The organism is Flavobacterium aquariorum, assembly GCF_003254745.1.
GTDB lineage: Bacteria > Bacteroidota > Bacteroidia > Flavobacteriales > Flavobacteriaceae > Flavobacterium > Flavobacterium aquariorum.
In genome coordinates this window covers 39,763-65,720 of sequence record NZ_QKXH01000012.1, presented here as the reverse complement: position 1 = coordinate 65,720, position 25,958 = coordinate 39,763, and the positions used below count along the sequence as shown (strand labels likewise).

At 34.6% G+C, this 25,958-nt stretch carries 22 protein-coding genes and 4 tRNA genes; 23 read left to right on the top strand and 3 right to left on the bottom strand.

Going from position 1 to position 25,958, the window contains the following annotated elements; genetic code table 11:
• Nucleotides 1–3 precede the first annotated feature (3 nt).
• The 3 genes from DOS84_RS16730 (at nt 4) to DOS84_RS16720 (ending at nt 2,258) form a co-directional block, all read left to right on the top strand.
• A complete protein-coding gene (locus DOS84_RS16730; RefSeq protein ID WP_111411251.1) occupies nt 4–486 on the top strand; it encodes a 3'-5' exonuclease in 483 nt (160 codons plus the stop codon).
• Between the two features lie 174 nt (nt 487–660).
• Entirely contained in the window at nt 661–1,932 is a 1,272-nt protein-coding gene (locus DOS84_RS16725) for a DUF2851 family protein (RefSeq protein ID WP_111411250.1), read from the top strand.
• Between the two features lie 98 nt (nt 1,933–2,030).
• The gene (locus DOS84_RS16720) at nt 2,031–2,258 is read left to right on the top strand and encodes a PspC domain-containing protein (RefSeq protein WP_111411249.1); all 228 of its coding nucleotides are present in this window, start codon (nt 2,031–2,033) and stop codon (nt 2,256–2,258) included.
• 79 nt (nt 2,259–2,337) lie between these two features.
• Here the strand turns inward: DOS84_RS16720 and DOS84_RS16715 are convergent, their stop codons facing one another.
• The gene (locus DOS84_RS16715) at nt 2,338–3,816 is read right to left on the bottom strand and encodes an amino acid permease (RefSeq protein ID WP_111411248.1); all 1,479 of its coding nucleotides are present in this window, start codon (nt 3,814–3,816) and stop codon (nt 2,338–2,340) included.
• Between the two features lie 253 nt (nt 3,817–4,069).
• Between DOS84_RS16715 and DOS84_RS16710 the strand changes: the two genes are divergently transcribed.
• The 20 genes from DOS84_RS16710 to DOS84_RS16615 all read left to right on the top strand — a co-directional run bounded on the left by DOS84_RS16710 (nt 4,070) and on the right by DOS84_RS16615 (nt 22,300).
• Nucleotides 4,070–4,954, top strand: coding sequence for a ComEA family DNA-binding protein (locus DOS84_RS16710; RefSeq protein ID WP_111411247.1), 885 nt, complete (start codon nt 4,070–4,072; stop codon nt 4,952–4,954).
• A gap of 17 nt (nt 4,955–4,971) precedes the next feature.
• The gene (locus DOS84_RS16705) at nt 4,972–6,111 is read left to right on the top strand and encodes an acyl-CoA dehydrogenase family protein (RefSeq protein ID WP_111411332.1); all 1,140 of its coding nucleotides are present in this window, start codon (nt 4,972–4,974) and stop codon (nt 6,109–6,111) included.
• Between the two features lie 258 nt (nt 6,112–6,369).
• A complete protein-coding gene (gene rpsU, locus DOS84_RS16700) occupies nt 6,370–6,567 on the top strand; it encodes a 30S ribosomal protein S21 (RefSeq protein ID WP_100431805.1) in 198 nt (65 codons plus the stop codon).
• A gap of 73 nt (nt 6,568–6,640) precedes the next feature.
• Nucleotides 6,641–7,540, top strand: a complete 900-nt coding sequence (locus DOS84_RS16695) for a tyrosine-type recombinase/integrase (protein WP_111411246.1) — start codon at nt 6,641–6,643, stop codon at nt 7,538–7,540.
• Between the two features lie 33 nt (nt 7,541–7,573).
• A complete protein-coding gene (hpf, locus tag DOS84_RS16690) occupies nt 7,574–7,876 on the top strand; it encodes a ribosome hibernation-promoting factor, HPF/YfiA family (RefSeq protein WP_111411245.1) in 303 nt (100 codons plus the stop codon).
• 91 nt (nt 7,877–7,967) lie between these two features.
• Nucleotides 7,968–8,041, top strand: a tRNA-Thr gene (locus tag DOS84_RS16685).
• A 30-nt stretch (nt 8,042–8,071) separates the two neighbouring features.
• A tRNA-Tyr gene (locus tag DOS84_RS16680) sits at nt 8,072–8,152 on the top strand.
• 86 nt (nt 8,153–8,238) lie between these two features.
• Nucleotides 8,239–8,310, top strand: a tRNA-Thr gene (locus tag DOS84_RS16675).
• Nucleotides 8,311–8,364: 54 nt separating this feature from the next.
• Complete coding sequence (gene tuf / locus DOS84_RS16670; RefSeq protein WP_111411244.1) at nt 8,365–9,552, top strand: elongation factor Tu; 1,188 nt, start codon at nt 8,365–8,367, stop codon at nt 9,550–9,552.
• Nucleotides 9,553–9,608: 56 nt separating this feature from the next.
• A tRNA-Trp gene (locus DOS84_RS16665) sits at nt 9,609–9,679 on the top strand.
• An 18-nt stretch (nt 9,680–9,697) separates the two neighbouring features.
• On the top strand, nt 9,698–9,895 hold the full coding sequence (secE, locus tag DOS84_RS16660; RefSeq protein WP_111411243.1) for a preprotein translocase subunit SecE: 198 nt from the start codon (nt 9,698–9,700) through the stop codon (nt 9,893–9,895).
• Between the two features lie 9 nt (nt 9,896–9,904).
• Entirely contained in the window at nt 9,905–10,456 is a 552-nt protein-coding gene (nusG, locus tag DOS84_RS16655) for a transcription termination/antitermination protein NusG (protein ID WP_111411242.1), read from the top strand.
• Nucleotides 10,457–10,522: 66 nt separating this feature from the next.
• A complete protein-coding gene (gene rplK, locus DOS84_RS16650) occupies nt 10,523–10,960 on the top strand; it encodes a 50S ribosomal protein L11 (RefSeq protein ID WP_035639405.1) in 438 nt (145 codons plus the stop codon).
• Between the two features lie 13 nt (nt 10,961–10,973).
• Nucleotides 10,974–11,663, top strand: coding sequence for a 50S ribosomal protein L1 (gene rplA / locus DOS84_RS16645; RefSeq protein WP_039111376.1), 690 nt, complete (start codon nt 10,974–10,976; stop codon nt 11,661–11,663).
• 22 nt (nt 11,664–11,685) lie between these two features.
• Nucleotides 11,686–12,186, top strand: coding sequence for a 50S ribosomal protein L10 (gene rplJ / locus DOS84_RS16640; RefSeq protein WP_111411241.1), 501 nt, complete (start codon nt 11,686–11,688; stop codon nt 12,184–12,186).
• Nucleotides 12,187–12,280: 94 nt separating this feature from the next.
• Entirely contained in the window at nt 12,281–12,652 is a 372-nt protein-coding gene (rplL, locus tag DOS84_RS16635) for a 50S ribosomal protein L7/L12 (RefSeq protein WP_111411240.1), read from the top strand.
• Between the two features lie 276 nt (nt 12,653–12,928).
• Entirely contained in the window at nt 12,929–16,741 is a 3,813-nt protein-coding gene (gene rpoB, locus DOS84_RS16630; RefSeq protein WP_111411239.1) for a DNA-directed RNA polymerase subunit beta, read from the top strand.
• Between the two features lie 239 nt (nt 16,742–16,980).
• Complete coding sequence (rpoC, locus tag DOS84_RS16625) at nt 16,981–21,288, top strand: DNA-directed RNA polymerase subunit beta' (RefSeq protein WP_111411238.1); 4,308 nt, start codon at nt 16,981–16,983, stop codon at nt 21,286–21,288.
• 63 nt (nt 21,289–21,351) lie between these two features.
• Nucleotides 21,352–21,663 carry a DUF3467 domain-containing protein gene (locus DOS84_RS16620; RefSeq protein ID WP_111411237.1) on the top strand — a complete coding sequence of 104 codons (312 nt, stop codon included), beginning with the start codon at nt 21,352–21,354 and terminating at the stop codon, nt 21,661–21,663.
• Nucleotides 21,664–21,928: 265 nt separating this feature from the next.
• Complete coding sequence (locus tag DOS84_RS16615) at nt 21,929–22,300, top strand: hypothetical protein (RefSeq protein WP_124020657.1); 372 nt, start codon at nt 21,929–21,931, stop codon at nt 22,298–22,300.
• 78 nt (nt 22,301–22,378) lie between these two features.
• Here the strand turns inward: DOS84_RS16615 and DOS84_RS16610 are convergent, their stop codons facing one another.
• Nucleotides 22,379–23,968: a peptide chain release factor 3 gene (locus DOS84_RS16610; RefSeq protein WP_111411235.1), complete on the bottom strand. Its 1,590-nt coding sequence runs from the start codon at nt 23,966–23,968 to the stop codon at nt 22,379–22,381.
• A gap of 162 nt (nt 23,969–24,130) precedes the next feature.
• Nucleotides 24,131–25,570, bottom strand: coding sequence for an alpha-amylase (locus DOS84_RS16605; protein ID WP_111411234.1), 1,440 nt, complete (start codon nt 25,568–25,570; stop codon nt 24,131–24,133).
• Nucleotides 25,571–25,958 lie beyond the last annotated feature (388 nt).

Genomic DNA, 25,958 nt, shown 5'->3' with positions numbered 1-25,958 from the left:
TCCATGACTTTCACCGCTATAGATTTTGAAACTGCAACTGCTTATCATCCTTGTTCGGTAGGTATTGTTACTGTTGAAAACGGTGTTATTGTAGATGAGTTTGTGACTTTAATCAAACCGCCGAATAATGAATATAATCCTTTCACGATACGCGTGCATGGAATATATCCAAGAGACACAGCAAACGCGAAAACGTTTATCGAAGTATTTCCTGAAATACAAAGAAGACTTCAAAATAGAGTCGTAGTGGCACATAATGAAAGCTTCGACCGTAATGTTTTGTCCAAATCAATGGAGCTTTATGGTTTGAACTACGATGATTTGAATATAGGTTCACGTTGGGAATGTACCGTAAAAATATATAAATCAAAAGGATTGAAGCCAACAAAACTAAGTGATTGTTGTCGTGAAATGAATATAAAACTAAACCATCACGAAGCTTTATCGGATGCTCGGGCTTGCGCCAAATTATATTTATTGCGATAAATTCTTTCAATAGCATTCAGAATTTATAAGCTTATTTTATTGTTGATATTTTAAATTTGCTGAAATATCTGTCTTTTTTTATTTTGTAAGTTAAGTTGTTTGTTTTTTTTGTTATTTTAGTCTTTTAGAATGAGTCTATTATCTCTCATCTTTTCATCTATTATCTAAAAAAACATGAAAGAAGATTTTCTCCACTACCTTTGGAAGTTTAAAAAGTTTGATACTTTAAATTTAAAAACTTGTAATCAGGAAGAAATCACGATTAGTAACGTGGGACAGTATTTGGAATTGGCTGGTCCTGATTTTTTTAACGCCCAAATCACTATTGGAAATCAAAAGTGGGCAGGAAATGTCGAAATTCATATCAAATCATCCGATTGGTATATCCATCATCATGAGAAAGATGCGGGTTATGAAAATGTAATTTTGCATGTCGTTTGGAATCATGATGCCGAAATTTATAGAAGTAACAATTCAGAAATTCCTGTTCTCGAACTCAAAAATTATGTCAGTGCAGAAATTGTAAATAATTATCAAAAGTTGCTGACTCCCAAATCTTGGATTTTTTGCGAAAAGCAAATAAAAGAAATCCCTCAGTTTACATTAATCAATTGGCAGGAGCGTTTGTTTTTTGAGCGTTTGGAAAGAAAAGCAAAACCTATTTTGGATTTGTTGGAATTAGCCAACAATGATTGGGAAGCCGTTTTGTTTTGTCTTTTGGCAAAGAATTTTGGTTTGAACACCAATGGGGAAATATTTCTCAAGATTGCTCAGTTCATTCCTTTTTCTGTCATTCGAAAAGAATGTTTTGAAGTCGAGAATCTGGAAGCATTATTGTTCGGTTCTGCTGGATTACTGGATGTTGAGAAGGAAGATACCTATTTCAAAAATTTAAAATTCAGATATTATTATTTGCTGCACAAATACCAAATTGAGAAAAGTTGTGTTGAACCTATTCAATTTTTTAAGCATCGTCCAGATAATTTTCCGACAATTCGGCTTTCACAATTAGCCAATTTATATCACAAACAGCAAAACCTATTTTCGAAAATAATTGGCTTGAATTCTGTTGAGGCTATTTATGAAGTTTTTTGTGTTTCGGTTGCTCCGTATTGGCAAACCCATTATCAATTTGATAAAGAAAGTCCGAAGAAAAAGAAAACTTTGAGTAAATCTTTCATGGATTTGATTGTTTTGAATACGATTATTCCACTTCAATTTGCGTATGCTAAAAGTCAGGGAAAGGAAATCTCCGAAGATTTAATTGCTGTTTTGAACGATGTTGAACCAGAAAACAATTCAATTATAGAGAAATTTACTTCTTTTGGTTTAAAGTCTAAAAATGCCCTTGAAACCCAGTCATTATTGCAACTCAAAAATGAATATTGTAATAAAAACAAATGTTTGGACTGCGCAATCGGGATTGAGTTGCTAAAGAGTAATTAAAACACTCAGCAATTTATATATTTCATGAACTTTTCTATGTGTTAACTGGTAGTATTAAAAGATTCTGTAATTTTGCTCATAATACATAACTCAAAAAGATGCGAGCAGTAATACGATTGAAATTCTTTTTAGAAAAATATGGTTTCCATGTTTCTTCCCGTTTGGCTGACAAGTTAGGGATGCGGGTTACCAATGTCCGTTTGTTTTTTATCTATATTTCGTTTGTAACAGCTGGTTTGGGATTTGGAGTTTATCTTACATTGGCTTTCTGGATTCGTCTAAAAGATTTAATCCGGGCCAAAAGAACTTCTGTTTTTGATTTGTAGAAAATTATAAGGTATAAAAAAAGGGATTTTAAAGTGGTTAAGCTTTAAAATCCCTTCTTTATGTGAATTGAAATTATTCTTATTCTTTAGTTTTGTTTAATACACTGTTTTTCTTGCCATAAGCAAAATAGAAAACAATGCCTAAAGCCATCCAAACAAACAGTCTCAACCAGTTCGTCCAACCTAAGCCGTACATCATTGCACAACATACAAACACTCCTAAAAGTGGTACGAAGGGAACAAGTGGGGTTTTGAATTCTCTTACCATGTTTGGCTCTTTTTTTCTTAAGATAATAACAGAAATACAGACAAGAACAAAAGCAAATAAAGTCCCAATACTTGTCATGTCTCCTACAATATCACCAGGTATAAAAGCTGCGAAAGCTCCAACAATTACCAGAATAGCAAGATTTGCTTTGTATGGAGTTTTGTATTTTGAATGTAAATCACTAAATGCTTTTGGAAGCAACCCATCTTTACCCATAGAGTAAAAAACTCTTGATTGTCCTAATAACATCACTAAAATAACAGATGAAAATCCAGCTAATATGGCAACTGTAACAAATTGAGCAAGCCAGTTGTAACTTTCCCCCATAGCATGTATGATTGCATTGGCAACAGATGCTTCCTTACCGCTAGTTCTAAAAAATTCAACTGGTTCAAGACCTGTTAATACATGTCCAAAAAGAATATATAATACTGTACACACTGCTAAGGATCCTAAAATACCGATTGGCATATTCTTTTTAGGGTTGATAGTTTCTTGAGCGGCAGTACTCACGGCATCAAATCCGATGAAAGCAAAGAAAACAGTTCCTGCGGCTCCTAATATTCCCATTATTCCTCCATAGGCATGTCCTACTCCGTGTTCGTCAGTGAAAACATCTGTTGGTGGAATGTAAGGGGTATGGTTTGCTGGGTTAATGAAATGCCAACCTAACACAATAATTAGTATTACAATTAGAACTTTAACGACAACTATTATTCCATTTACCACAGCTGATTCATGTATTCCTTTTATCAATAATAAACTGATTACAGCAACTATAAAAAGCGCAGGTAAATTTATGATTCCATGTTCTCCTGTTAGTGATGTTTGAAATGGAGAATGACAATAGGCAAAGGGTATGGGATCTACGTGTAACACATTTGTCAGTAAATTATTTAGGTATTCACTCCAAGCGATCCCAACTGTTGCAGCACCTACTGCATATTCAAGAATTAAATCCCAGCCAATAATCCATGCTAGAAATTCACCCATAGTAGCATAAGTGTAGGTGTAAGCACTTCCTGAAATTGGAATAGAAGACGAAAGCTCTGCGTAGCACAATCCTGCTAGTGCGCAACCAATGGCGGCTACGACAAAGGCTATTGTTACTGATGGTCCTGCACTTTGTGCAGCTGCGGTTGCTGTTCTAACGAATAATCCAGCACCAATAATTGCACCGATTCCTAATGCAACTAATGACCAAGCGGTTAGTGTTCTTTTTAATCCTTTTTCAGAATCAGCAGCTTCAGCTAATAGTAGAGCTAATGGTTTTCTTTTCCAAATAGACATGGTTTTTATGGTTTAAATGTTATTAAGCGCCAAATGTATAGTTTTTTATAAAAAATAAAAACTATAATTTCATTTAACTAACAAATTAATGATTTTCTGAGCTTTTTTATTTAGAAAAAAAATAGTACGAATGTATTTTATGGTATTTAAGGAATATTGAGTATTAATATTTTTCTTATAAAAATATTAATTTGTGAATAATTTTTATATTTTTAGATTTCAAATGTTTTGTTAATACGCATGTAATTCAACTATGACTTTCAATACAATCAAAGATTATTTTAAATTTTCACGTGAACAGCAAACAGGAATTGTTTTCCTGTTTGGGATTATAGTAATACTTCAACTTGTTTACTTTTTCGTTGATTTTAATGCCGTTGAAAAAGAATATTCAGATAAGCAAAAATGGATTTCTCTACAATCGGAAGTTGATGATGCAAAGATGCATGGTCAGAATGATAAACCTAAAACGTATCTTTTCAATCCCAATTTTATTTCCGATTACAAAGGCTATAAACTTGGAATGTCCGTTCAGGAAATTGACAGACTGCTCGCTTTTAGAAAAGAAAATAAGTTTGTTAATTCGGTTAAAGAATTTCAAGATGTTACAAAAGTTTCAGATTCATTATTGAATATAATCGCTCCGTTTTTCAAATTCCCAGATTGGGTAAATCATAAAAAAGAAGCTAAAGAATATAAGTACGCTCAGAATTCGGCTTTCGCCAAAAAAGAAAAAATAGTTTTAATTGACATTAATCAAGCGACGAAAGAAGATTTGATTAAGATAAGTGGAATAGGAGAAGTGATTTCACTTCGTATATTAACCCAAAAGGAAAAATTAGGAGGATTTGTCTCTATGGAACAACTCAAAGATGTTTGGGGAATCTCTCCAGAAGTAATTCTGAATTTAAATAATCATTTTAAGATTGCAAAACTCCCCAATTTGAATAAAATTGATATCAATAATGCGTCAATAAAGGAGCTTTCTCAGTTTTTTTATTTCAAATATGACTTAGCAAGACAAATTGTAAAATATAGAAGCATGAACGGTGATTTTAAAAATATTGAGGATTTGATAAAAATTAACGGCTTTCCTGTTGAAAAAGCAAATTTTATTGCCTTATATTTGGACTTTTAATATAAAAGACATTTATGATGAATTTTGATTACAACGAAACACAATCTTTAATAGCTCAATCTATAAAAGATTTTGCCGAAAAAAATATAAGACCTTATATAATGGAGTGGGATGAAGCTCAAATTTTTCCAATTTCTCTTTTCAAAAAGCTTGGTGAAATGGGATTTATGGGAGTTCTGGTTCCAACTGAATTAGGAGGGTCAGGACTGGGCTATCATGAATACATTACGGTAGTAGAGGAAATTTCAAAAGTTGATCCTTCCATAGGATTGTCTGTCGCGGCCCATAATTCTTTATGTACTAATCATATTCTTACTTTTGGAAACGACGAACAAAAGAAAAGATGGATTCCGAAACTGGCGACCGCTGAGCATATAGGTGCTTGGGGCTTAACGGAACACAATACAGGATCCGATGCGGGCGGAATGAATACGACGGCTGTTCGGGACGGAGATTTTTGGGTGGTAAATGGCGCTAAAAACTTTATTACGCATGCCATTTCGGGGGATATTGCCGTAGTAATTGTTCGTACTGGTGAAAAAGGAGACTCCAAAGGAATGACTGCATTTGTATTTGAAAAAGGAATGCCTGGATTTACATCTGGTAAGAAAGAAAATAAATTAGGAATGCGCGCCAGTGAAACGGCCGAGTTGATTTTTGACAATTGTCGTATTCCTGATACAAATAGATTAGGCGAAGTAGGGCAGGGATTTATTCAAGCGATGAAAATTCTTGATGGCGGAAGAATTTCCATCGGAGCTTTGTCGTTGGGAATTGCAAAAGGAGCTTATGAAGCAGCTTTGAAATATTCTCAAGAAAGACATCAGTTTGGTCAGCCTATTTCTGAATTTCAAGGAATTTCTTTTAAATTGGCTGATATGGCTACCGAAATAGAAGCCTCAGAATTATTATTGCATAAAGCGGCTTTCCTTAAAGAGCAACACAGACCTGTGACTACATTAGGTGCAATGGCCAAAATGTACTCATCAGAAGTTTGTGTAAAAGTGGCTAATGAGGCTGTACAAATTCACGGTGGTTATGGTTACACCAAAGATTATCCCGTAGAAAAATTCTATAGAGATTCAAAATTATGTACCATCGGTGAAGGAACCACCGAAATTCAAAAAGTAGTAATTTCCAGAAATTTATTGAAATAAATAGTTAGGGCGTGCCCCCGTTGAGTAAAGGAGGCTACTTATCGGAGCGGTTATTCGCCTCCTTTACTCAACGGGGTCAGGTCATCCGCGCTACTTCGGTAGCTTGCTTCTACCCTTCACGCGTGATCAAGAGTATTTTCGGTTTGAATCCTATTTTTGGTGCAATTGAAAAATAAATTCAAAAAAATAAAAATAAAGTACTCAGAATTCAAAATAATGTTTAATTTTGCGCACTTAACGAAAGGGGGTGATAAAATTATGTTAATTATACCAATTAAAGACGGAGAAAATATCGATAGAGCACTTAAGCGCTACAAAAGAAAATTCGATAAAACTGGAACTGTAAGACAATTAAGAGCGCGTACTGCTTTTATAAAGCCATCAGTTATCAATAGAATGAAATTCCAGAAAGCAGCTTATATCCAGAATATGAGAGATAGTATAGAGAATATCTAATACGTCACTGCATTTTAAAATAAATTACCGTTAGTAATTAAAGTTTCTTAACTTTGATGCTAACGGTTTTTTTATGGCTACAAATAATAAAGATGCATTTAGAAATTATCTGCAATTAGAAAAAAAATATTCTCCACATACGATAAATGCTTATTTAAATGATGTAATATACTTTGAATCATTTAATAAGCAACATTTTGAACAAGAAACTATTGAACAGGTAAATTACAATCAAATTAGAAGTTGGATTGTTTCGCTTGTTGAAGATGGCGTTTCAAATAGTACAGTAAATAGAAAGATAGCTTCCTTAAAAGCTTTTTATAGGTTTCTTTTAAAGATAAAACAAATTCAGATTAATCCTTTGTTGAAGCATAAAGCTTTAAAAACGGAAAAAAAACTTCAAATTCCCTTTTCAGAAAAAGAACTTACGGAGGCGTTGTCTCAAAATTCACATTCCGAAGGGTTTCAGGAAATAAGAGATAAGCTCATTGTGGAGTTGTTTTATATTTCAGGAATACGTAGAACCGAACTTATTCATTTGAAATGCTCCAATGTTAATATGGTGAGTAGTACTTTGAAGGTTCTGGGAAAAAGAAATAAAGAACGTATTCTTCCGATTTTGCCTATTGTGACACAGCAGTTGTCGTTATATCTTAGGGAGCGTTCCTTGTTGGAAACAATAGTGGATGATGATTATTTATTTCTAACAAAAAAAGGGTTAAAATTGAGTGATTCTTTTGTGTATCGTTTAATAAATTCATACTTTAGTACTGTCTCCGAGAAAGTAAAAAAAAGTCCTCATATATTAAGGCATACGTTTGCGACTCACTTATTAAACAACGGAGCCGATTTGAATTCAGTTAAAGAGTTATTAGGACATTCTAGTTTGGCTTCAACGCAAATTTATACCCATAGCAGTTTGTCTGAGCTTAAAAAAGTGTATCAAGAGGCGCATCCTAGGAATAAAAAATAACTCTGAAATGTTTAACCATTAAAAAGATTGATTATGAAGGTAAATGTTCATGCAGTTAACTTTACTGTTGACAAAAAGCTAGTAGATTTCGTTCAAGAGAGAATGGATAAATTGGAGAAATATTATGACAGAGTTGTCTCTTCGGATATTTTTATGAAAGTGGAAAAGACAAGTGAGAAGGAAAATAAAATTGTCGAAATAAAGATTAATGTTCCTGGAGATGATTTTTTGGTTAAAAAGCAGTGCAAAACCTTTGAGGAGGCAGTCGAACAATCAGCAGAATCTCTAGAGCGATTGCTGGTAAAACGTAAAGAAAAGTTAAGAACACATATTTAATTAAATTTTTTTTCAAAAAATGTTTTGATTAAAAGATAAAATCTCTACATTTGCAGTCCGTTAGAAATAGCGGACTTTTTTTATTGATATTGCCAGCGTAGCTCAGTTGGCTAGAGCAGCTGATTTGTAATCAGCAGGTCGTGGGTTCGAGTCCCTCCGCCGGCTCAAAAGGCGAAAGTTGTAATAAAAAAAGTTGGGGAGATACTCAAGCGGCCAACGAGGGCAGACTGTAAATCTGCTGTGTGAACTTCGCAGGTTCGAATCCTGCTCTCCCCACAAGAATTAATTTTAGATTGAAGGTTTAAGATTGTAGATTGAAAAAATCTAAAATTAGAAATCTAATCTCTTTAATCAAGGATTCTGCCGACTTAGCTCAGAGGTAGAGTGCTTCCTTGGTAAGGAAGAGGTCACGGGTTCAATTCCCGTAGTTGGCTCAAGTAAGTAGGAAATTGAAATAAATATATAAACTAGATTAAAAATTAAGTAAAATGGCAAAAGAAACCTTTAACCGTTCGAAACCACACTTAAATATTGGTACGATCGGACACGTAGATCACGGTAAAACTACTTTAACAGCAGCAATCACAAAAGTGTTATCTGATGCTGGTTACTGTCAAGCAAAATCATTTGATCAAATTGATAATGCTCCTGAAGAAAAAGAAAGAGGTATTACAATTAATACGTCACACGTAGAGTATGAAACTGCTAACCGTCACTACGCACACGTTGACTGTCCTGGTCACGCGGATTACGTAAAAAACATGGTTACTGGTGCTGCTCAAATGGACGGTGCTATCCTTGTTGTAGCTGCAACTGACGGACCAATGCCACAAACACGTGAGCACATCCTTTTAGGTCGCCAAGTAGGTATTCCTAGAATGGTAGTTTTCATGAACAAAGTGGATATGGTTGATGATGCTGAGTTATTGGAATTAGTTGAAATGGAAATCAGAGACTTATTGTCTTTCTATGAATATGATGGTGATAATTGTCCAGTTATTCAAGGGTCTGCTCTTGGAGGATTGAATAATGATCCAGCTTGGGTACCAAAAATTCTTGAATTGATGGAAGCTGTTGATAGCTGGATTGAAGAGCCGGTTCGTGATACTGAAAAACCATTCTTGATGCCAGTTGAGGACGTGTTTACAATTACAGGTCGTGGAACTGTTGCTACAGGTCGTATCGAAACTGGTATTGCTAATACAGGAGATGCTGTTGAAATCATTGGTATGGGAGCTGAGAAATTAACTTCTACTATTACAGGAGTTGAGATGTTCCGTAAAATCCTTGATAGAGGTGAAGCTGGAGATAACGTAGGTTTATTGTTAAGAGGTATTGATAAAGAATCTATCAAAAGAGGAATGGTTATCATTAAGCCAGGATCAGTAAAACCACACGCTACTTTCAAAGCTGAGGTGTATATCTTGAAAAAAGAAGAAGGTGGACGTCATACTCCATTCCACAATAACTACCGTCCACAGTTCTACGTACGTACAACTGACGTAACAGGGGTTATTACTTTACCAGAAGGTGTAGAGATGGTAATGCCAGGTGACAACTTAACTATCAACGTTACTTTGTTAAGCCCAATCGCAATGAGCGTAGGTTTACGTTTTGCTATCCGTGAAGGTGGTAGAACAGTAGGTGCAGGTCAGGTAACTGAAATTGTAGCTTAATACTATAATAAATACCAAAACCAGTGTCGTTTTGACGACACTGGTTTTTATTAACTACGGGCGTAGTTCAAGGGTAGAATAGCGGTCTCCAAAACCGTTGATGGGGGTTCGAATCCCTCCGCCCGTGCAAAATAAACTAATCACTATGACAAAAGTTGTTAATTACATATCAGAATCATTTGAAGAATTAAAATCAAATGTAACTTGGCCAGCTTGGGCTGAAGTGCAGCGTCTTACGATCGTTGTTGCTGTATTTTCAGTGGTATTCGCTTTAGCAACATGGGGAGTAGATGAGGTATTTGCAAAAGCATTAGCTGTGTTTTTTAACTGGATAAAAGCATAATTTTTTGTAATGGCAGATAATAATATAAAAAAGTGGTATGTCGTTCGTGCAGTAAGCGGACAAGAAAATAAAGTAAAAGCTTATATCGAAACGGAAATAGCTCGTTTGGGTATGAGTGATTATGTTTCACAAGTTCTTGTGCCTACTGAAAAAGTAGTTACTGTAAAAGAAGGTAAAAAATTATCGAAAGATAAGGTTTACTTTCCGGGATATGTTATGTTGGAAGCCAATCTTGTTGGAGAAATTCCTCATATTATTAAGTCTATTACAAGTGTTATCGGATTCTTAGGGGAAACTAAAGGTGGAGAGCCAGTTCCGTTAAGAATGTCTGAGGTAAATAGAATGCTAGGTAAAGTGGATGAGTTGGCTGTAAATACAGATACTCGTGCTATTCCTTTCAACATTGGAGAAACTATTAAAGTGATCGATGGTCCTTTTAATGGATTTAACGGTACAGTTGAAAAAATTAATGAAGAAAAGCGTAAACTTGAAGTAATGGTGAAAATTTTCGGAAGAAAAACACCTTTAGAATTGAGTTTTATGCAGGTTGAAAAAGTATAATTTTTGTTACATCTATAATAACCACTGCAATCGCTTCCAATGATTGTCGTGTTAAATTTTTTAAAAATGGCTAAAGAAATTAGTAAGGTAGTTAAACTACAAGTTAAGGGAGGTGCTGCGAACCCGTCGCCACCGGTTGGACCTGCTTTAGGAGCTGCTGGGGTAAACATCATGGAGTTCTGTAAGCAATTTAATGCTAGAACTCAGGATAAACCTGGCAAAATATGCCCAGTACAAATTACTGTGTATAAAGACAAATCATTTGATTTTGTTGTAAAAACTCCTCCGGCGGCTGTCCAGTTATTGGAAGCTGCAAAGCTAAAGTCCGGATCAGGTGAACCAAATCGTAAAAAAGTAGCTAGCGTTACTTGGGATGTTATCAAAGCAATTGCTGAAGATAAAATGGTAGATTTAAATGCATTCACAATCGAATCTGCTATGAGCATGATTGCTGGAACAGCTAGATCTATGGGTATAACTGTATCAGGAGATTCTCCTTTTTAATTAAGAGAAAGACATGGCAAAATTGACAAAAAAGCAAAAAGAGGCTGCTTCAAAAATTGAAAAGAACAAATTATACTCTTTAAAAGATGCTGCTGCATTGATAAAAGTAATTGCTTCTGCAAAATTTGATGAGTCTGTTGATATCGCTGTTAGATTGGGTGTAGATCCAAGAAAAGCGAATCAAATGGTGAGAGGTGTAGTAACCTTACCTCACGGTACAGGTAAAGATGTTAAAGTATTAGCATTGGTTACTCCAGATAAAGAAGCGGAAGCTTTGGCAGCTGGTGCAGACTATGTAGGTCTTGACGATTATTTACAAAAAATAAAAGACGGTTGGACAGATGTTGATGTTATCATCACTATGCCTGCTGTAATGGGTAAATTAGGTCCATTAGGTCGTATTTTAGGACCTAGAGGTTTAATGCCAAACCCTAAAACAGGTACTGTAACTATGGATGTTGCAAAAGCTGTTCAAGAGGTAAAAGCTGGTAAAATCGATTTCAAAGTTGATAAAACTGGTATCGTTCATGCAGGAATTGGTAAAGTTTCTTTTGGAGCTGAGCAAATTTATGACAATGCACACGAAATTATTCAAACATTAATCAAACTTAAACCAACTGCTGCTAAAGGTACCTACATTAAAGGTATTCACCTTACAAGCACTATGAGTCCTGCAATTGCATTGGACCCTAAAGCAGTATAATTGGTAGTTAATAATTTTTAGTATGACTAGAGAAGAAAAATCAATCGCGATTGAAGATTTAACTGCACAGTTAGCTGGTACAAACATTATTTATGTATCTGATATTTCTGGGTTAGACGCAGAAACAACTTCAAACTTGAGAAGAGCTTGTTTTAAAGCAGGTATTAAATTAGAGGTAGTGAAAAACACTTTGCTTGCAAAAGCAATGGAAGCTTCAGATAATGATTATGGAGATTTACCTTCTGTATTGACAGGTAATAGTGCTATATTTATTTCAGATGTTGCAAACGCACCTGGAAAAATCATCAAAGATTTTAGAAAAAAATCTGCAAAACCTGTATTGAAAGGGGCTTATATCAATTCTGAAATTTACCTTGGTGATGATCAATTAGATGCATTAGCAACTATTAAATCTAAAGAAGAGCTTATCGGTGAAATCATCGGATTGTTACAATCACCAGCTCAAAGAGTTATTTCTGCTTTACAAAACCAATTCGCTGGTAGCGAAGAGGCTGAAGCATAATACTCAAAACAGGGAATTTAGTTTCCTTGTTGCTTAAAATAGCGCACAATAAATAAATTATATTTTTACAAATCATTTTAAAACGATAGAAAAAATGGCAGATTTGAAACAATTCGCAGAACAATTAGTTAATTTAACTGTAAAAGAAGTTAACGAATTAGCAACAATATTGAAAGATGAGTACGGTATCGAACCAGCTGCTGCAGCTGTAGTAGTTGCTGCTGGTGGTAGCGAAGGTGCTGCTGAAGAAGCTCAAACAGAATTTACAGTTGTATTGAAAGAAGCTGGTGCTTCTAAATTAGCTGTAGTAAAATTAGTTAAAGAACTTACAGGTTTAGGTTTGAAAGAAGCTAAAGATGTAGTTGATAGTGCTCCTAGCAATGTTAAAGAAGGTGTAACTAAAGAAGAAGCTGAAGGGCTTAAAAAATCTTTAGAAGAAGCTGGAGCTGTTGTTGAGCTTAAATAAGTTTAACTAGTTTTTGAAACAGGTTTAGGTCTTTGAGAGTATTCTCAAGGCCTAAACCATTTTTCGTATAATAAAATTATATCAAGTTTTATTATAAAATAGTTTAAAATACGAAAAGGTTTTTTTAATCAATACGAAGAAAGAAAATAATACGAGAGTCTATTTTATATTATTTTTAAAGAGGTATTGATTGTAAAAAGAAAGTATAGATTGTTTTATAAATTACTGTGTTTTACACACAAAACTACTTTTTTTTAATCAAAATTTTGTCCATTGATGATAACAAATCAGACTGAAAGATTGAATTTTGCCTCTACAAAAAATATTCCTGATTATCCAGATTTTCTAGATGTTCAGGTAAAATCGTTTAAAGATTTTTTCCAATTGGAAACCAAATCTGACGAAAGAGGCGACGAAGGGTTATACAACACCTTCATGGAAAACTTTCCAATTACAGATACAAGAAATAACTTTGTTTTGGAATTCCTTGATTACTTTGTAGATCCGCCACGTTACACTATTCAAGAATGTATTGAAAGAGGTCTTACTTATAGTGTGCCTTTAAAAGCAAGGTTGAAACTATATTGTACCGATCCTGAACACGAAGATTTTGAAACTATTGTGCAAGATGTTTATCTTGGAACAATACCTTATATGACACCAAGTGGTACTTTTGTTATCAATGGAGCTGAGCGAGTTGTGGTTTCACAATTACACCGTTCTCCTGGTGTTTTCTTTGGACAGTCGTTCCATGCAAATGGAACAAAATTATATTCTGCCAGAGTTATTCCTTTTAAAGGATCTTGGATAGAATTTTCTACAGATATCAATAGCGTAATGTATGCTTATATCGACAGAAAGAAAAAATTACCTGTTACTACTTTATTCCGTGCAATTGGGTTCGAAAGAGATAAGGATATCCTTGAGATTTTTGACCTAGCTGAAGAAATTAAAGTTTCTAAAACAGGACTTAAAAAATATATTGGTAGAAAATTGGCCGCTCGTGTTTTGAATACATGGCATGAAGATTTCGTTGATGAAGATACTGGCGAAGTTGTTTCTATTGAACGTAACGAAATAATCCTTGATAGAGATACTATTATCGACAAAGATAATGTGGAAGAAATCATTGATTCAAACGTTAAATCTATTTTGTTGCATAAAGAAGATAATAATCTTGTTGATTATTCTATCATTCATAATACATTACAAAAAGATCCAACAAACTCTGAAAAAGAAGCTGTTGAGCATATCTACAGACAATTGCGTAACGCAGAACCGCCTGATGAAGAAACTGCTCGTGGTATTATAGATAAATTATTCTTCTCTGACCAACGTTACAACTTAGGTGAAGTAGGTCGTTATAGAATTAATAAAAAACTTGGTCTTGATACTCCAATGGAAAAGCAAGTGCTTACCAAAGAAGATATCATTACTATTGTTAAGTATTTGATTGAATTGATCAACTCTAAAGCTGAGATTGATGATATTGATCACTTATCGAACCGTCGTGTTAGAACAGTTGGAGAACAATTGTCTCAACAATTCGGTGTTGGTTTAGCACGTATGGCTAGAACCATTCGTGAGAGAATGAACGTTAGAGATAACGAGGTGTTTACACCAATAGATTTGATTAATGCTAAAACATTATCATCTGTTATCAACTCTTTCTTTGGAACAAACCAGTTGTCTCAATTTATGGATCAAACGAATCCATTGGCTGAGATTACGCACAAAAGAAGATTATCTGCGCTTGGACCAGGTGGACTTTCGAGAGAAAGAGCTGGATTTGAGGTTCGTGACGTTCACTATACGCACTATGGACGTTTATGTCCAATTGAAACTCCTGAGGGACCAAACATTGGTTTGATTTCTTCTCTTGGTGTTTATGCTAAAGTTAACGGAATGGGTTTCATTGAAACACCTTACCGTAAAGTAAATAATGGAGTTGTTGATTTAGAATCTACTCCTATTTATTTAAGTGCCGAAGAAGAAGAAGGAATGTTAATTGCACAAGCAAACATTAAAATGGATGCTACTGGTAAAATCACTGCCGAAAACGTAATTGCACGTCAAGAAGGTGATTTCCCTGTAATTGATCCTTCTCAAGTACATTATACAGACGTTGCGCCAAATCAAATTGCTTCGATTTCTGCATCTTTGATTCCTTTCTTGGAACATGATGATGCGAACAGAGCATTGATGGGATCAAACATGATGCGTCAGGCCGTACCATTGATACGCCCTGAAGCTCCAATTGTTGGTACCGGTTTAGAGCGTCAAGTAGCTTCAGATTCTAGAGTGTTAATAAACGCTGAAGGAAATGGAGTTGTTGAATACGTTGATGCAAATATCATCACTATTAAATACGATCGTTCTGAGGAAGAAAGAATGGTAAGTTTTGAATCTGATGAGAAAACCTACAACTTAATTAAATTTAGAAAAACCAATCAAGGAACAAGTATCAACCTTAAACCTATCGTAAGAAAAGGGGATAGAGTGATTCCTGGTCAAGTATTGTCTGAAGGATATGCTACTCAAAATGGAGAATTAGCTTTAGGTAGAAACCTTAAAGTTGCGTTTATGCCATGGAAAGGATACAACTTTGAGGATGCGATTGTTATTTCTGAAAAAGTGGTTCGTGACGATATCTTTACCTCTATTCACGTTGATGATTATTCATTAGAAGTTAGAGACACAAAATTAGGTAACGAAGAGTTAACGAATGATATACCAAACGTTTCTGAAGAAGCTACAAAAGATTTGGATGAAAACGGTATGATTAGAATTGGTGCCGAGGTTAAACCTGGTGACATTCTTATCGGTAAAATTACTCCAAAAGGGGAATCAGATCCTACTCCGGAAGAGAAATTGCTTCGTGCAATCTTCGGGGATAAAGCAGGTGATGTAAAAGATGCTTCATTAAAAGCCTCTCCTTCTTTACACGGTGTAGTTTTAGATAAAAAATTATTTGCAAGAGCAGTAAAAGACAAACGTAAACGTACTCAAGATAAAGATGCTTTAGGAGCACTTGAAATGGAGTTCGAAGTTAAGTTTGTTGAGCTTAAAGATAAATTGATTGAGAAACTTTTCAATATCGTAAACGGAAAAACTTCTCAAGGTGTAATGAATGATTTGGGTGAAGAAGTTTTACCAAAAGGTAAAAAATATACTCAAAAAATGCTTTATGCAGTTGAGGATTTCGCTCACTTAAGTAAAGGTCAATGGGTTGCAGATGATGTAACTAATAAAATGGTTAATGATTTGATTCATAACTATAAAATTAAATTGAACGATTTACAAGGTGCTTTACGTAGAGAGAAATTTACAATTACTGTTGGAGATGAATTGCCATCAGGAATTTTGAAATTAGCTAAAGTATATATAGCTAAGAAACGTAAACTGAAAGTTGGGGATAAAATGGCGGGACGTCACGGTAACAAAGGTATTGTTGCTCGTATTGTTCGTCATGAAGATATGCCTTTCCTTGAAGACGGAACACCGGTTGATATCGTGTTGAACCCACTTGGGGTACCTTCTCGTATGAACATCGGACAAATCTATGAAACAGTTTTAGGTTGGGCTGGTATGAATTTGGGTAGAAAATTTGCTACACCAATTTTTGACGGTGCAACTCTTGATCAAATCAATGAATTGACTGATGAAGCTGGAGTACCACGTTTTGGACATACACATCTTTATGATGGTGGTACTGGAGAGCGTTTCCATCAAGCAGCAACTGTGGGTGTAATTTACATGCTTAAATTAGGTCACATGGTTGATGATAAGATGCACGCACGTTCTATTGGTCCATACTCGTTGATTACTCAACAACCACTTGGAGGTAAAGCTCAATTTGGAGGTCAGCGTTTTGGAGAGATGGAGGTTTGGGCACTTGAAGCTTATGGAGCATCAAGTACACTTCGTGAAATCTTGACTGTTAAATCTGATGATGTTATAGGTAGAGCCAAAACTTACGAGGCAATCGTGAAAGGTGAGTCTATGCCAGAACCAGGATTACCAGAATCATTCAACGTATTGATGCATGAATTGAAAGGTCTTGGACTTGACATTCGTTTAGAAGAATAAATTAAAATTTAGTAGTAATCAGTCCGATTTTTTTCGAGACTGATTACTCATTTTTACGAGTTTTTAGGATTTATGCCCGTAACCCGTTCCGATTTTTCATAATACTTTAAATGTTTTGTGACTAGCACTTCAAAATTTAGTTTGAAGTTTAGAGAAGTAATTCGAGGTAGTAGAATTGTAGCATTGCTAAGTATCTACAAAATCAATTTTTAATTGCAAATAAATCAATAGTAAAAACTATGATGAATAATAGAAATAATAAAGATAAGAATCCTGTAAAAAGATTTGATAAAATTTCAATAGGATTAGCTTCTCCTGAATCGATCTTGAAAGAGTCAAGAGGTGAAGTTTTGAAACCTGAAACTATCAATTACAGAACTCACAAACCAGAGCGCGATGGTCTTTTCTGCGAAAGAATTTTTGGACCAGTTAAAGATTTTGAGTGTGCTTGTGGTAAATATAAAAGAATACGTTACAAAGGAATTATCTGTGACCGTTGTGGTGTAGAAGTTACGGAGAAAAAAGTACGTAGAGATAGAGTAGGACACATCAACCTTGTTGTGCCTATTGCTCACATCTGGTATTTCCGTTCTCTTCCTAATAAAATTGGTTATATCCTTGGTCTTCCATCTAAGAAATTAGATATGATTATCTACTACGAAAGATATGTAGTTATTCAGCCAGGTATTGCTAAAAATGCAGATGGTGAATCTATTGAAAGATTAGATTTCTTGACAGAAGAAGAATATTTGAATATTTTAGATACTCTTCCTGCAGATAATCAATATTTAGATGATTTTGATCCAAATAAATTTGTTGCCAAAATGGGAGCAGAGTGTATTATGGATTTATTGGCTCGTATTAATCTTGACGAATTGTCATATGATTTAAGACATAAAGCGAATAACGAAACATCAAAACAACGTAAAACAGAAGCGTTAAAGAGACTGCAAGTTGTAGAATCTTTCCGTGAGTCTACTTTGAACAGAGAAAATCGTCCAGAATGGATGATTATGAAAGTGATTCCGGTAATTCCACCAGAATTGCGTCCTCTTGTGCCTCTTGATGGAGGTCGTTTTGCAACTTCAGATTTGAATGATTTATACCGTCGTGTAATAATCCGTAACAATCGTTTGAAAAGATTAATCGAGATTAAAGCTCCTGAAGTAATCCTTCGTAACGAAAAACGTATGTTGCAGGAATCTGTAGATTCACTTTTCGATAATACTCGTAAAGCTTCTGCAGTAAAAACGGAATCAAACAGACCTTTGAAATCATTATCTGATTCCTTAAAAGGTAAGCAAGGACGTTTCCGTCAAAATTTACTTGGAAAACGTGTGGATTATTCTGCTCGTTCGGTAATTGTTGTTGGACCTGAATTGAAATTGTTTGAATGTGGTTTGCCAAAAGATATGGCGGCTGAATTGTACAAACCTTTCGTTATCCGTAAATTGATAGAAAGAGGAATTGTAAAAACAGTAAAATCTGCCAAGAAAATAATTGACAAAAAAGAACCGGTTGTATGGGATATCCTTGAAAATGTAATTAAAGGACACCCTGTATTACTAAACCGTGCTCCTACTTTGCACAGATTAGGTATTCAAGCTTTTCAACCAAAATTAATTGAAGGAAAAGCAATCCAATTGCACCCTTTAGTTTGTACGGCGTTTAACGCGGATTTTGACGGGGATCAGATGGCGGTTCACTTACCATTAGGACCAGAGGCTATTTTGGAAGCGCAATTGTTAATGTTGGCTTCTCACAATATCTTGAACCCTGCAAATGGTGCGCCAATCACTGTACCTTCTCAGGACATGGTACTTGGTCTTTATTATATGACCAAAGAGCGTTTGTCTACACCAGAACTTAAAATTTTAGGAGAAGGAATTACATTCTATTCTGCTGAAGAAGTAAATATTGCATTGAACGAAGGAAGATTAGAATTGAATGCTCGTGTGAAAATTAGAGCAAAAGATTTTAATGAAGCTGGAGAATTAGTGTACCAAATTATCCAAACAACTGCTGGACGTGTATTGTTTAATGAAGTAGTACCTGAAGCAGCTGGATATATCAATGATGTATTGACTAAGAAAAACTTAAGAGACATTATCGGACACGTATTGAGTTCGACTGATGTTCCTACTACAGCAGCTTTCTTGGACAATATGAAAGATATGGGTTATAAATTTGCATTCAAAGGAGGATTATCATTCTCTCTTGGTGATATTAGAATCCCAGAACAAAAGCCAAAATTAATCGCAGACGCCAGAGAGCAAGTTGAAGGTATTTCTGCGAATTATAACATGGGTCTTATTACCAATAACGAACGTTATAACCAAGTTATTGATGTATGGACTTCAGCAAATGCTCAGTTGACAGAATTGGCAATGAAAAACATTAGAGAAGACCAACAAGGTTTCAACTCTGTGTATATGATGCTTGATTCTGGAGCGAGGGGTTCCAAAGAGCAAATTCGTCAGTTAACCGGTATGCGTGGTTTGATGGCTAAGCCTAAAAAATCTACTGCTGGTGGTGGTGAAATTATTGAAAACCCAATTCTTTCTAACTTTAAGGAAGGTCTTTCTATCCTTGAGTACTTTATCTCTACTCACGGTGCTCGTAAAGGTCTTGCGGATACGGCTTTGAAAACGGCCGATGCTGGATACTTAACTAGAAGATTGCATGACGTTTCTCAAGACGTTATTGTTAATATCGAGGATTGTGGTACTCTTAGAGGTATTGAAGTTTCTGCTTTGAAGAAAAATGAGGAAATTGTTGAATCATTAGGCGAAAGAATCTTAGGACGTGTTGCATTGCAAGATGTAATTAATCCTTTGACAAGTGAGATTTTAGTTCATGCTGGTGAGCAAATCACAGAAGCATTAGTGAAAGGTATTGAAGCTTCTCCAGTGGAGAAAGTAGAAGTACGTTCGCCATTAGTTTGTGAAGCTACTAAAGGTATTTGTGCTAAATGTTACGGTAGAAACTTAGCTACTGGTAAAATGACTCAAAGAGGCGAGGCAGTTGGTGTAATTGCAGCACAGTCTATTGGAGAGCCAGGTACACAGTTGACATTACGTACTTTCCACGTTGGAGGGGTTGCAGGAGGTATTTCTGAAGAGTCTAGTATTATAACTCGTTTTGCGGGTAAACTGGAAATCGAAGATTTAAAAACTGTTAAAGGTGAAGACAGTGAAGGTAATTCAGTAGATATTGTAGTTTCTCGTTCAACAGAATTAAAATTAATTGACGAAAAAACAGGTATTTTGTTAAGTACCAATAATATTCCTTACGGTTCAAGTATTTTTGTAGGTGATGGTCAATCAGTTGCAAAAGGAGATGTGATCTGTAAATGGGATCCATATAATGGAGTTATTGTTTCTGAGTTTACTGGTAAAATTGCTTATGAAGATTTAGAGCAAGGACAATCGTTCATGGTTGAAATTGATGAGCAAACTGGTTTTCAAGAAAAAGTAATCTCTGAGTCAAGAAACAAAAAATTAATACCTACTTTATTGGTTTACGGTAAAGAAGGAGAGTTAATCCGTTCTTACAACTTACCGGTTGGAGCTCACTTGATGGTTGAAAACGGGGAAAAAATTAAAGCTGGTAAAGTTTTGGTTAAAATTCCACGTCGTTCATCTAAATCTGGGGATATTACAGGAGGTTTACCAAGAATTACGGAGTTGTTAGAGGCTCGTAATCCTTCAAACCCAGCTGTAGTTTCAGAGATTGATGGTGTTGTTTCTTTTGGAAAAATTAAAAGAGGTAACCGTGAGATTGTTATTGAGTCTAAATTTGGTGATATTAGAAAATACTTGGTTAAATTATCAAGCCAGATTCTAGTTCAGGAAAATGACTTCGTAAGAGCTGGTGTTCCTTTGTCTGATGGTGCAATTACTCCAGATGATATTTTGAGAATTCAAGGACCTGCTGCTGTTCAACAGTATTTGGTAAATGAAATTCAAGAGGTATACCGTCTTCAAGGGGTAAAAATCAACGACAAGCACTTTGAGGTAGTAATACGTCAGATGATGCGTAAAGTTAGAGTTCAAGATCCAGGAGATACTTTATTCTTAGAAGATCAATTGATTCATACCAAAGATTTTATCGTTCAAAACGATAATTTATATGGAATGAAAGTGGTTGAAGATGCTGGAGATTCAAGCATCTTGAAACCAGGTCAAATCATAACGCCACGTCAATTGCGTGATGAGAATTCATTATTGAAGCGTACAGATAAAAACCTTGTCGTTGCGCGTGATGTAATTACAGCAACTGCAACACCTGTATTGCAAGGTATTACTAGAGCTTCTCTTCAAACTAAATCATTTATTTCTGCTGCTTCTTTCCAAGAAACAACAAAAGTATTAAATGAAGCTGCTGTTGCAGGTAAAGTTGATTTATTAGAAGGATTGAAAGAGAATGTAATTGTTGGACATAGAATCCCAGCCGGTACAGGTATGAGAGAATATGATAATGCAATTGTAGGTTCTAGAGAAGATTATAATGATATGATGGCTAATAAAGAAGAATATATTTATTAATTCTTTTCCTCAATGTTCTCTCTCTGCTTATGTAGGGAGAGAATTTTGATAAAAATAACTTTTATGAGCAATTCTAAACAACAGCAAGAACAGATAAACATAGAATTAGATGAAAAGGTAGCTGAAGGAATTTATTCCAATTTAGCTATCATTAATCATTCTTCATCTGAATTTGTATTAGATTTTGTATGTATTATGCCAGGTGTTCCAAAAGCAAAGGTGAAATCAAGAATAGTTTTGACTCCACAGCATGCTAAAAGATTACTTAAAGCTTTAGGTGAAAATATTCACCGTTTTGAAGTAACTCATGGTGAAATTAAAGAGGCCGAACAACCTGCAATTCCCATTAATTTTGGTCCTACAGGGCAAGCATAATTTGAAAAATAAAGACTCCAGAAATGGGGTCTTTTTTTATTTATAGAAATATTGCTGTCAAATAGTTTTAGTAAATATGTTCTGAATTTTATATTGAATTTCGATTTTCGTGGACAGATTAATTTCACTCTATTGTACTCAGTCTTATGTTTTTTTGTACTTAAACGGGTTTTTTAACCCTTTGGCGACTTTTTTTTTTTTGAGTTACCTATTCAAGTACTTTCGCGGCCTGTTGGTATTTCTTAATTCATCACAAACGAAAAAAATGAGTAGAATTTTTAAAATAGTAAAAAAGAGTAATAATAAAATTCAATTTTTGATTTTAGTTATGTTTGTTTTGTTTACTAGCTCTACTGTTTTTGCACAAAAGTCTGATTTTTCGATTTCGTCAAACGAAGTTGCAATAAATCAAAACGGTAGTTCTGATGATACAGCCCCTGTGAGAGTATCGACTTCAGAATCGTCTTCAAATATGAATTTTATTCTGTGGTTTATGGGAACAAAAGAAGATGTCAATGGAACTATATCTAAGGATTCGTCTTATTCTAAAAAAAGTGTTATAACTTCAGGTAGAGAGCCAAATCACTTATTAGTAAAAACGCTTTTGAAAAAAGCTATAAATATTAAATCTTGTTAAAATTTAGGGTTAAATTTAATTTGTATACACAAAAAACGCCAACTTTATGCTGGCGTTTTTTTATATATTAATATGAATTTAATCAAATTCAGAGGTGAAGAATAATTTAACACTAGGATATTTATTTTGTGTCATTTGAATTGTAAAATCAGAATCGGCAAGAAAAACCAGTTGATTGTATTTGTCTTTAGCCAAAAATTTTTGTTTGATGCGTTTAAATTCTTTGAACTCTTCATTCTTTGCATCGTCTGGTTTTACCCAACAGGCTTTGTGAACAGGGAAGTTTTCGTAAGTACACTTTGCGCCATATTCGTGCTCTAAGCGGTATTGAATTACTTCATATTGTAACGCTCCTACAGTTCCAATTACTTTTCGATTATTCATTTCCAATGTAAATAATTGCGCTACACCTTCATCCATTAATTGATCGACTCCTTTGTCAAGCTGTTTGGCTTTCATTGGATCGGCATTATTGATGTATCTAAAGTGTTCTGGTGAGAAACTCGGGATTCCTTTGAAACTCATTATTTCTCCTTCTGTCAAAGTGTCGCCAATCTTGAAATTTCCAGTATCGTGTAATCCAACGATGTCTCCAGGATATGAAATGTCAACTATTTCTTTTTTCTCAGCAAAAAAAGCATTGGGACTTGAAAATTTTAAGTTCTTTTTCTGGCGAACATGGTAATACGGTTTGTTTCTTTCAAAAGTACCAGAAACAATTTTAATAAATGCCAATCGGTCTCTGTGTTTAGGATCCATGTTAGCATGGATTTTAAAAACAAATCCAGACATTTTTTCTTCTTTTGGATCAACTAGTCTAGTTTCAGAATCTTTTGGTCTAGGCGATGGCGCAATAGTTACAAAACAATCAAGTAATTCTCGAACTCCAAAATTATTTAAGGCTGAACCAAAAAATACTGGTTGTAGTTTTCCGTCCAAATAATCTTGTCTATCAAATTTTGGATATACTTCGTCAATTAATTCCAGTTCTTCACGCAAACGGTCGGCAGGTTTTTGACCGATTATTTTTTCCAGTTCAGGACTTTGTACATCTGAGAAAGCGATTGTTTCTTCAATATTTTTTCGGCTATCACCGCTAAATAAGTTGATGTTTTGCTCCCAAAGATTGTAAATACCCTGAAAGTCATAACCCATTCCGATTGGAAAACTTAGTGGAGTAACTGTTAATCCAAGTTTTTGTTCAACTTCGTCCATTAAGTCAAACGCGTCTTTTCCTTCTCGATCTAATTTGTTAATGAAAACAATGATTGGGATTTTACGCATTCTACATACGGCAACCAGTTTTTCGGTTTGCTCTTCGACTCCTTTTGCAACATCTATTACAACAATTACGCTGTCTACAGCTGTTAAGGTTCTAAAAGTGTCTTCGGCAAAATCCTTGTGACCTGGTGTGTCAAGAATGTTTATCTTTTTTTCTCTGTAATTAAAGGCTAAAACAGAAGTGGAAACCGAGATTCCTCTCTGGCGTTCAATTTCCATGAAATCACTTGTTGCTCCTTTTTTTATCTTATTATTTTTAACTGCACCAGCTTCTTGAATTGCTCCTCCAAAAAGAAGTAATTTTTCAGTTAGTGTTGTCTTTCCGGCATCGGGGTGTGAAATAATCCCAAAAGTGCGTCGTCTTTGTATTTCTTTTAAAAAACTCATATTTTTATATCAATAGTTTGCAAAAGTACTATTTATAAATTCTATATAAAAAAATATAGTTATAATAAAAGAGGTAGTTATATGCTCATTATTGTGATTGTTCTAAAAAAAAACAAAAAAAGCTACCCGTATTGGATAGCTTTAATTTGTAAATAATCAGTATTAGATGTTCAGTGACCAAACAGTATAGCTTTTTGGAGGGCATTGTATTTTTACCCATTGATCTCCTTGAGTTGTAGGATACCAAGTAGAATTCCCTGTAAAGTCTTTGATTTGTTTTGAACTCCAATTAGTTTGAATCCATCTTTCCAAGGTAGCTGTAGAATTATTAATGTAAACTACTAATCCAGGATTGCCATTATAACCATTTCTTCGGGCGATATATTCGTCGTTATCAGCATATAATATTGAAGTGTTTCCTGTTGCTTTGTTGTTGTGAATCCAGATAAGATTATTCAATTTTGCTTTATTAAGCCATTCTTCATAATCTCTATAAAAAATTGTTGGGTAACCTTCGTGTGTAAGAATGTAGGCATAAGCTAATTCTTTGGCCCAAATTTCATCTGTATCGTGATTGGTTACAAAAGTGACTGCTTTATATGGATTTCTTTTCCACATCATATCGTCAGTTAATAGGTTTAGATTATTTCCATCAAAAGCGTCGTTCATTTTATAATAACAAGCAAAATCGAATACTGAACTGTTTGCGTTGTTTGCCCAGTCATTCAAAATGTTTACGTTGGAATCCCACAATTCTCCAACAGAAAATCCACCAACATTGGCATTCCAGTCTCTTACTACCCATGAACCGAAACCTTTAACATAGTCAAATCTCCAACCGTCAAATTTCATGGTGTTTTTGTAATATTTACCTACACCGTCTGTTCTTTTCCAAAGCCAATCTTGCACATTTGGCGCGGCATGGCATAAATCTGGAAATCCTCCAAATGCACCTTCATCGTTATTACCGAAGGAATTTTTGTAAAAATCAGCATAGGTTCTTTTGAATTTTCCAGAAGCTATCCCTGTGAAATTTGTCCACGTGTTAGTTCCTGTAAATGGATTGCTTTCAGAAGCTCCTCCGCTGTTGTGGTTAATAACAATGTCGGCATACACTTTCATGTTTTCGGCATGAGCTTTTGTAATTAAATTGACTAATTCAGTTTTTGAACCAAAACGAGTTTCTACAGAACCATTTTGGTTATAATCTCCAAAATCAAAATAATCGGTAGGATCATATCCCATTGAGAAGGCTCCATTTTGAGCTTTAGATGCCGGCGGTAGCCAGATTGAGCCAATACCTGCGTTTCCCCAAGCTGTTACTTTTGTTCCGACGGTATTCCACCAATTTCCTCCAGAAGGGACATCCCAGTAAAAGGCTTGCATCATTACACCTCCTCCAGGATTGTCAACATATTTTCCGGTAAGAGATGTTTTAGTATTTCCAGTGCTAAAAGGACGTCCATCGTGTGTGGTTACATTTATTATCTTGAATGTTGATGCTTCAGGACTTTTGCTGCTAACTTCATCCGATGAATTGCACGAATAAAGTCCCGCCAGTAGAGCGGTTAATAAAAACATTTTAAAAATTGGTTTCTTCATAATTTGGTTAATTTAAGGTTAGTAATAGGTTTTTTTGGGTTTAATAAAATTTTTGGCTTATGAAAATCTGTTTTATTTTTAAGCTATTTTTCTTTTTATAATTAACTGTAAATTATCAGATTAACTTTTTAGCGTAGCGAATGTATTTAAAATACAATAAGATTTGTAATTTTTTTACTTCAGAAGATAACTACAACGATGTAGTGTTTATAAATTATTGTAAAACATTATTAATTAGCGCTTTACATATTTGGTTTTTAGGGATTCTAATTTTATCAGATGTTTTTTGAAAAATCGGTAAAAACATAAAATATAATTTAGTTGATTTAAAATATTAATTTGATATTTCAAATAGCAATAAATGTTAATTTAACAAAAAAACATATAA

What these genes read in the sequence shown, in the direction of transcription:
- DOS84_RS16610 (WP_111411235.1), bottom strand. Translation starts at nt 23,968, where the DNA reads ATGAGTTTTTTAAAAGAAATACAAAGACGACGCACTTTTGGGATTATT.
- DOS84_RS16725 (WP_111411250.1), top strand. Translation starts at nt 661, where the DNA reads ATGAAAGAAGATTTTCTCCACTACCTTTGGAAGTTTAAAAAGTTTGAT.
- DOS84_RS16730 (WP_111411251.1), top strand. Translation starts at nt 4, where the DNA reads ATGACTTTCACCGCTATAGATTTTGAAACTGCAACTGCTTATCATCCT.
- hpf (WP_111411245.1), top strand. Translation starts at nt 7,574, where the DNA reads ATGAAGGTAAATGTTCATGCAGTTAACTTTACTGTTGACAAAAAGCTA.
- DOS84_RS16605 (WP_111411234.1), bottom strand. Translation starts at nt 25,570, where the DNA reads ATGAAGAAACCAATTTTTAAAATGTTTTTATTAACCGCTCTACTGGCG.
- DOS84_RS16615 (WP_124020657.1), top strand. Translation starts at nt 21,929, where the DNA reads ATGAGTAGAATTTTTAAAATAGTAAAAAAGAGTAATAATAAAATTCAA.
- nusG (WP_111411242.1), top strand. Translation starts at nt 9,905, where the DNA reads ATGGCAGATAATAATATAAAAAAGTGGTATGTCGTTCGTGCAGTAAGC.
- rplJ (WP_111411241.1), top strand. Translation starts at nt 11,686, where the DNA reads ATGACTAGAGAAGAAAAATCAATCGCGATTGAAGATTTAACTGCACAG.
- DOS84_RS16710 (WP_111411247.1), top strand. Translation starts at nt 4,070, where the DNA reads ATGACTTTCAATACAATCAAAGATTATTTTAAATTTTCACGTGAACAG.
- DOS84_RS16720 (WP_111411249.1), top strand. Translation starts at nt 2,031, where the DNA reads ATGCGAGCAGTAATACGATTGAAATTCTTTTTAGAAAAATATGGTTTC.
- DOS84_RS16705 (WP_111411332.1), top strand. Translation starts at nt 4,972, where the DNA reads ATGAATTTTGATTACAACGAAACACAATCTTTAATAGCTCAATCTATA.
- DOS84_RS16715 (WP_111411248.1), bottom strand. Translation starts at nt 3,816, where the DNA reads ATGTCTATTTGGAAAAGAAAACCATTAGCTCTACTATTAGCTGAAGCT.
- rpsU (WP_100431805.1), top strand. Translation starts at nt 6,370, where the DNA reads ATGTTAATTATACCAATTAAAGACGGAGAAAATATCGATAGAGCACTT.
- rplL (WP_111411240.1), top strand. Translation starts at nt 12,281, where the DNA reads ATGGCAGATTTGAAACAATTCGCAGAACAATTAGTTAATTTAACTGTA.
- rpoB (WP_111411239.1), top strand. Translation starts at nt 12,929, where the DNA reads ATGATAACAAATCAGACTGAAAGATTGAATTTTGCCTCTACAAAAAAT.
- DOS84_RS16620 (WP_111411237.1), top strand. Translation starts at nt 21,352, where the DNA reads ATGAGCAATTCTAAACAACAGCAAGAACAGATAAACATAGAATTAGAT.
- rplA (WP_039111376.1), top strand. Translation starts at nt 10,974, where the DNA reads ATGGCAAAATTGACAAAAAAGCAAAAAGAGGCTGCTTCAAAAATTGAA.
- DOS84_RS16695 (WP_111411246.1), top strand. Translation starts at nt 6,641, where the DNA reads ATGGCTACAAATAATAAAGATGCATTTAGAAATTATCTGCAATTAGAA.
- secE (WP_111411243.1), top strand. Translation starts at nt 9,698, where the DNA reads ATGACAAAAGTTGTTAATTACATATCAGAATCATTTGAAGAATTAAAA.
- tuf (WP_111411244.1), top strand. Translation starts at nt 8,365, where the DNA reads ATGGCAAAAGAAACCTTTAACCGTTCGAAACCACACTTAAATATTGGT.
- rplK (WP_035639405.1), top strand. Translation starts at nt 10,523, where the DNA reads ATGGCTAAAGAAATTAGTAAGGTAGTTAAACTACAAGTTAAGGGAGGT.
- rpoC (WP_111411238.1), top strand. Translation starts at nt 16,981, where the DNA reads ATGATGAATAATAGAAATAATAAAGATAAGAATCCTGTAAAAAGATTT.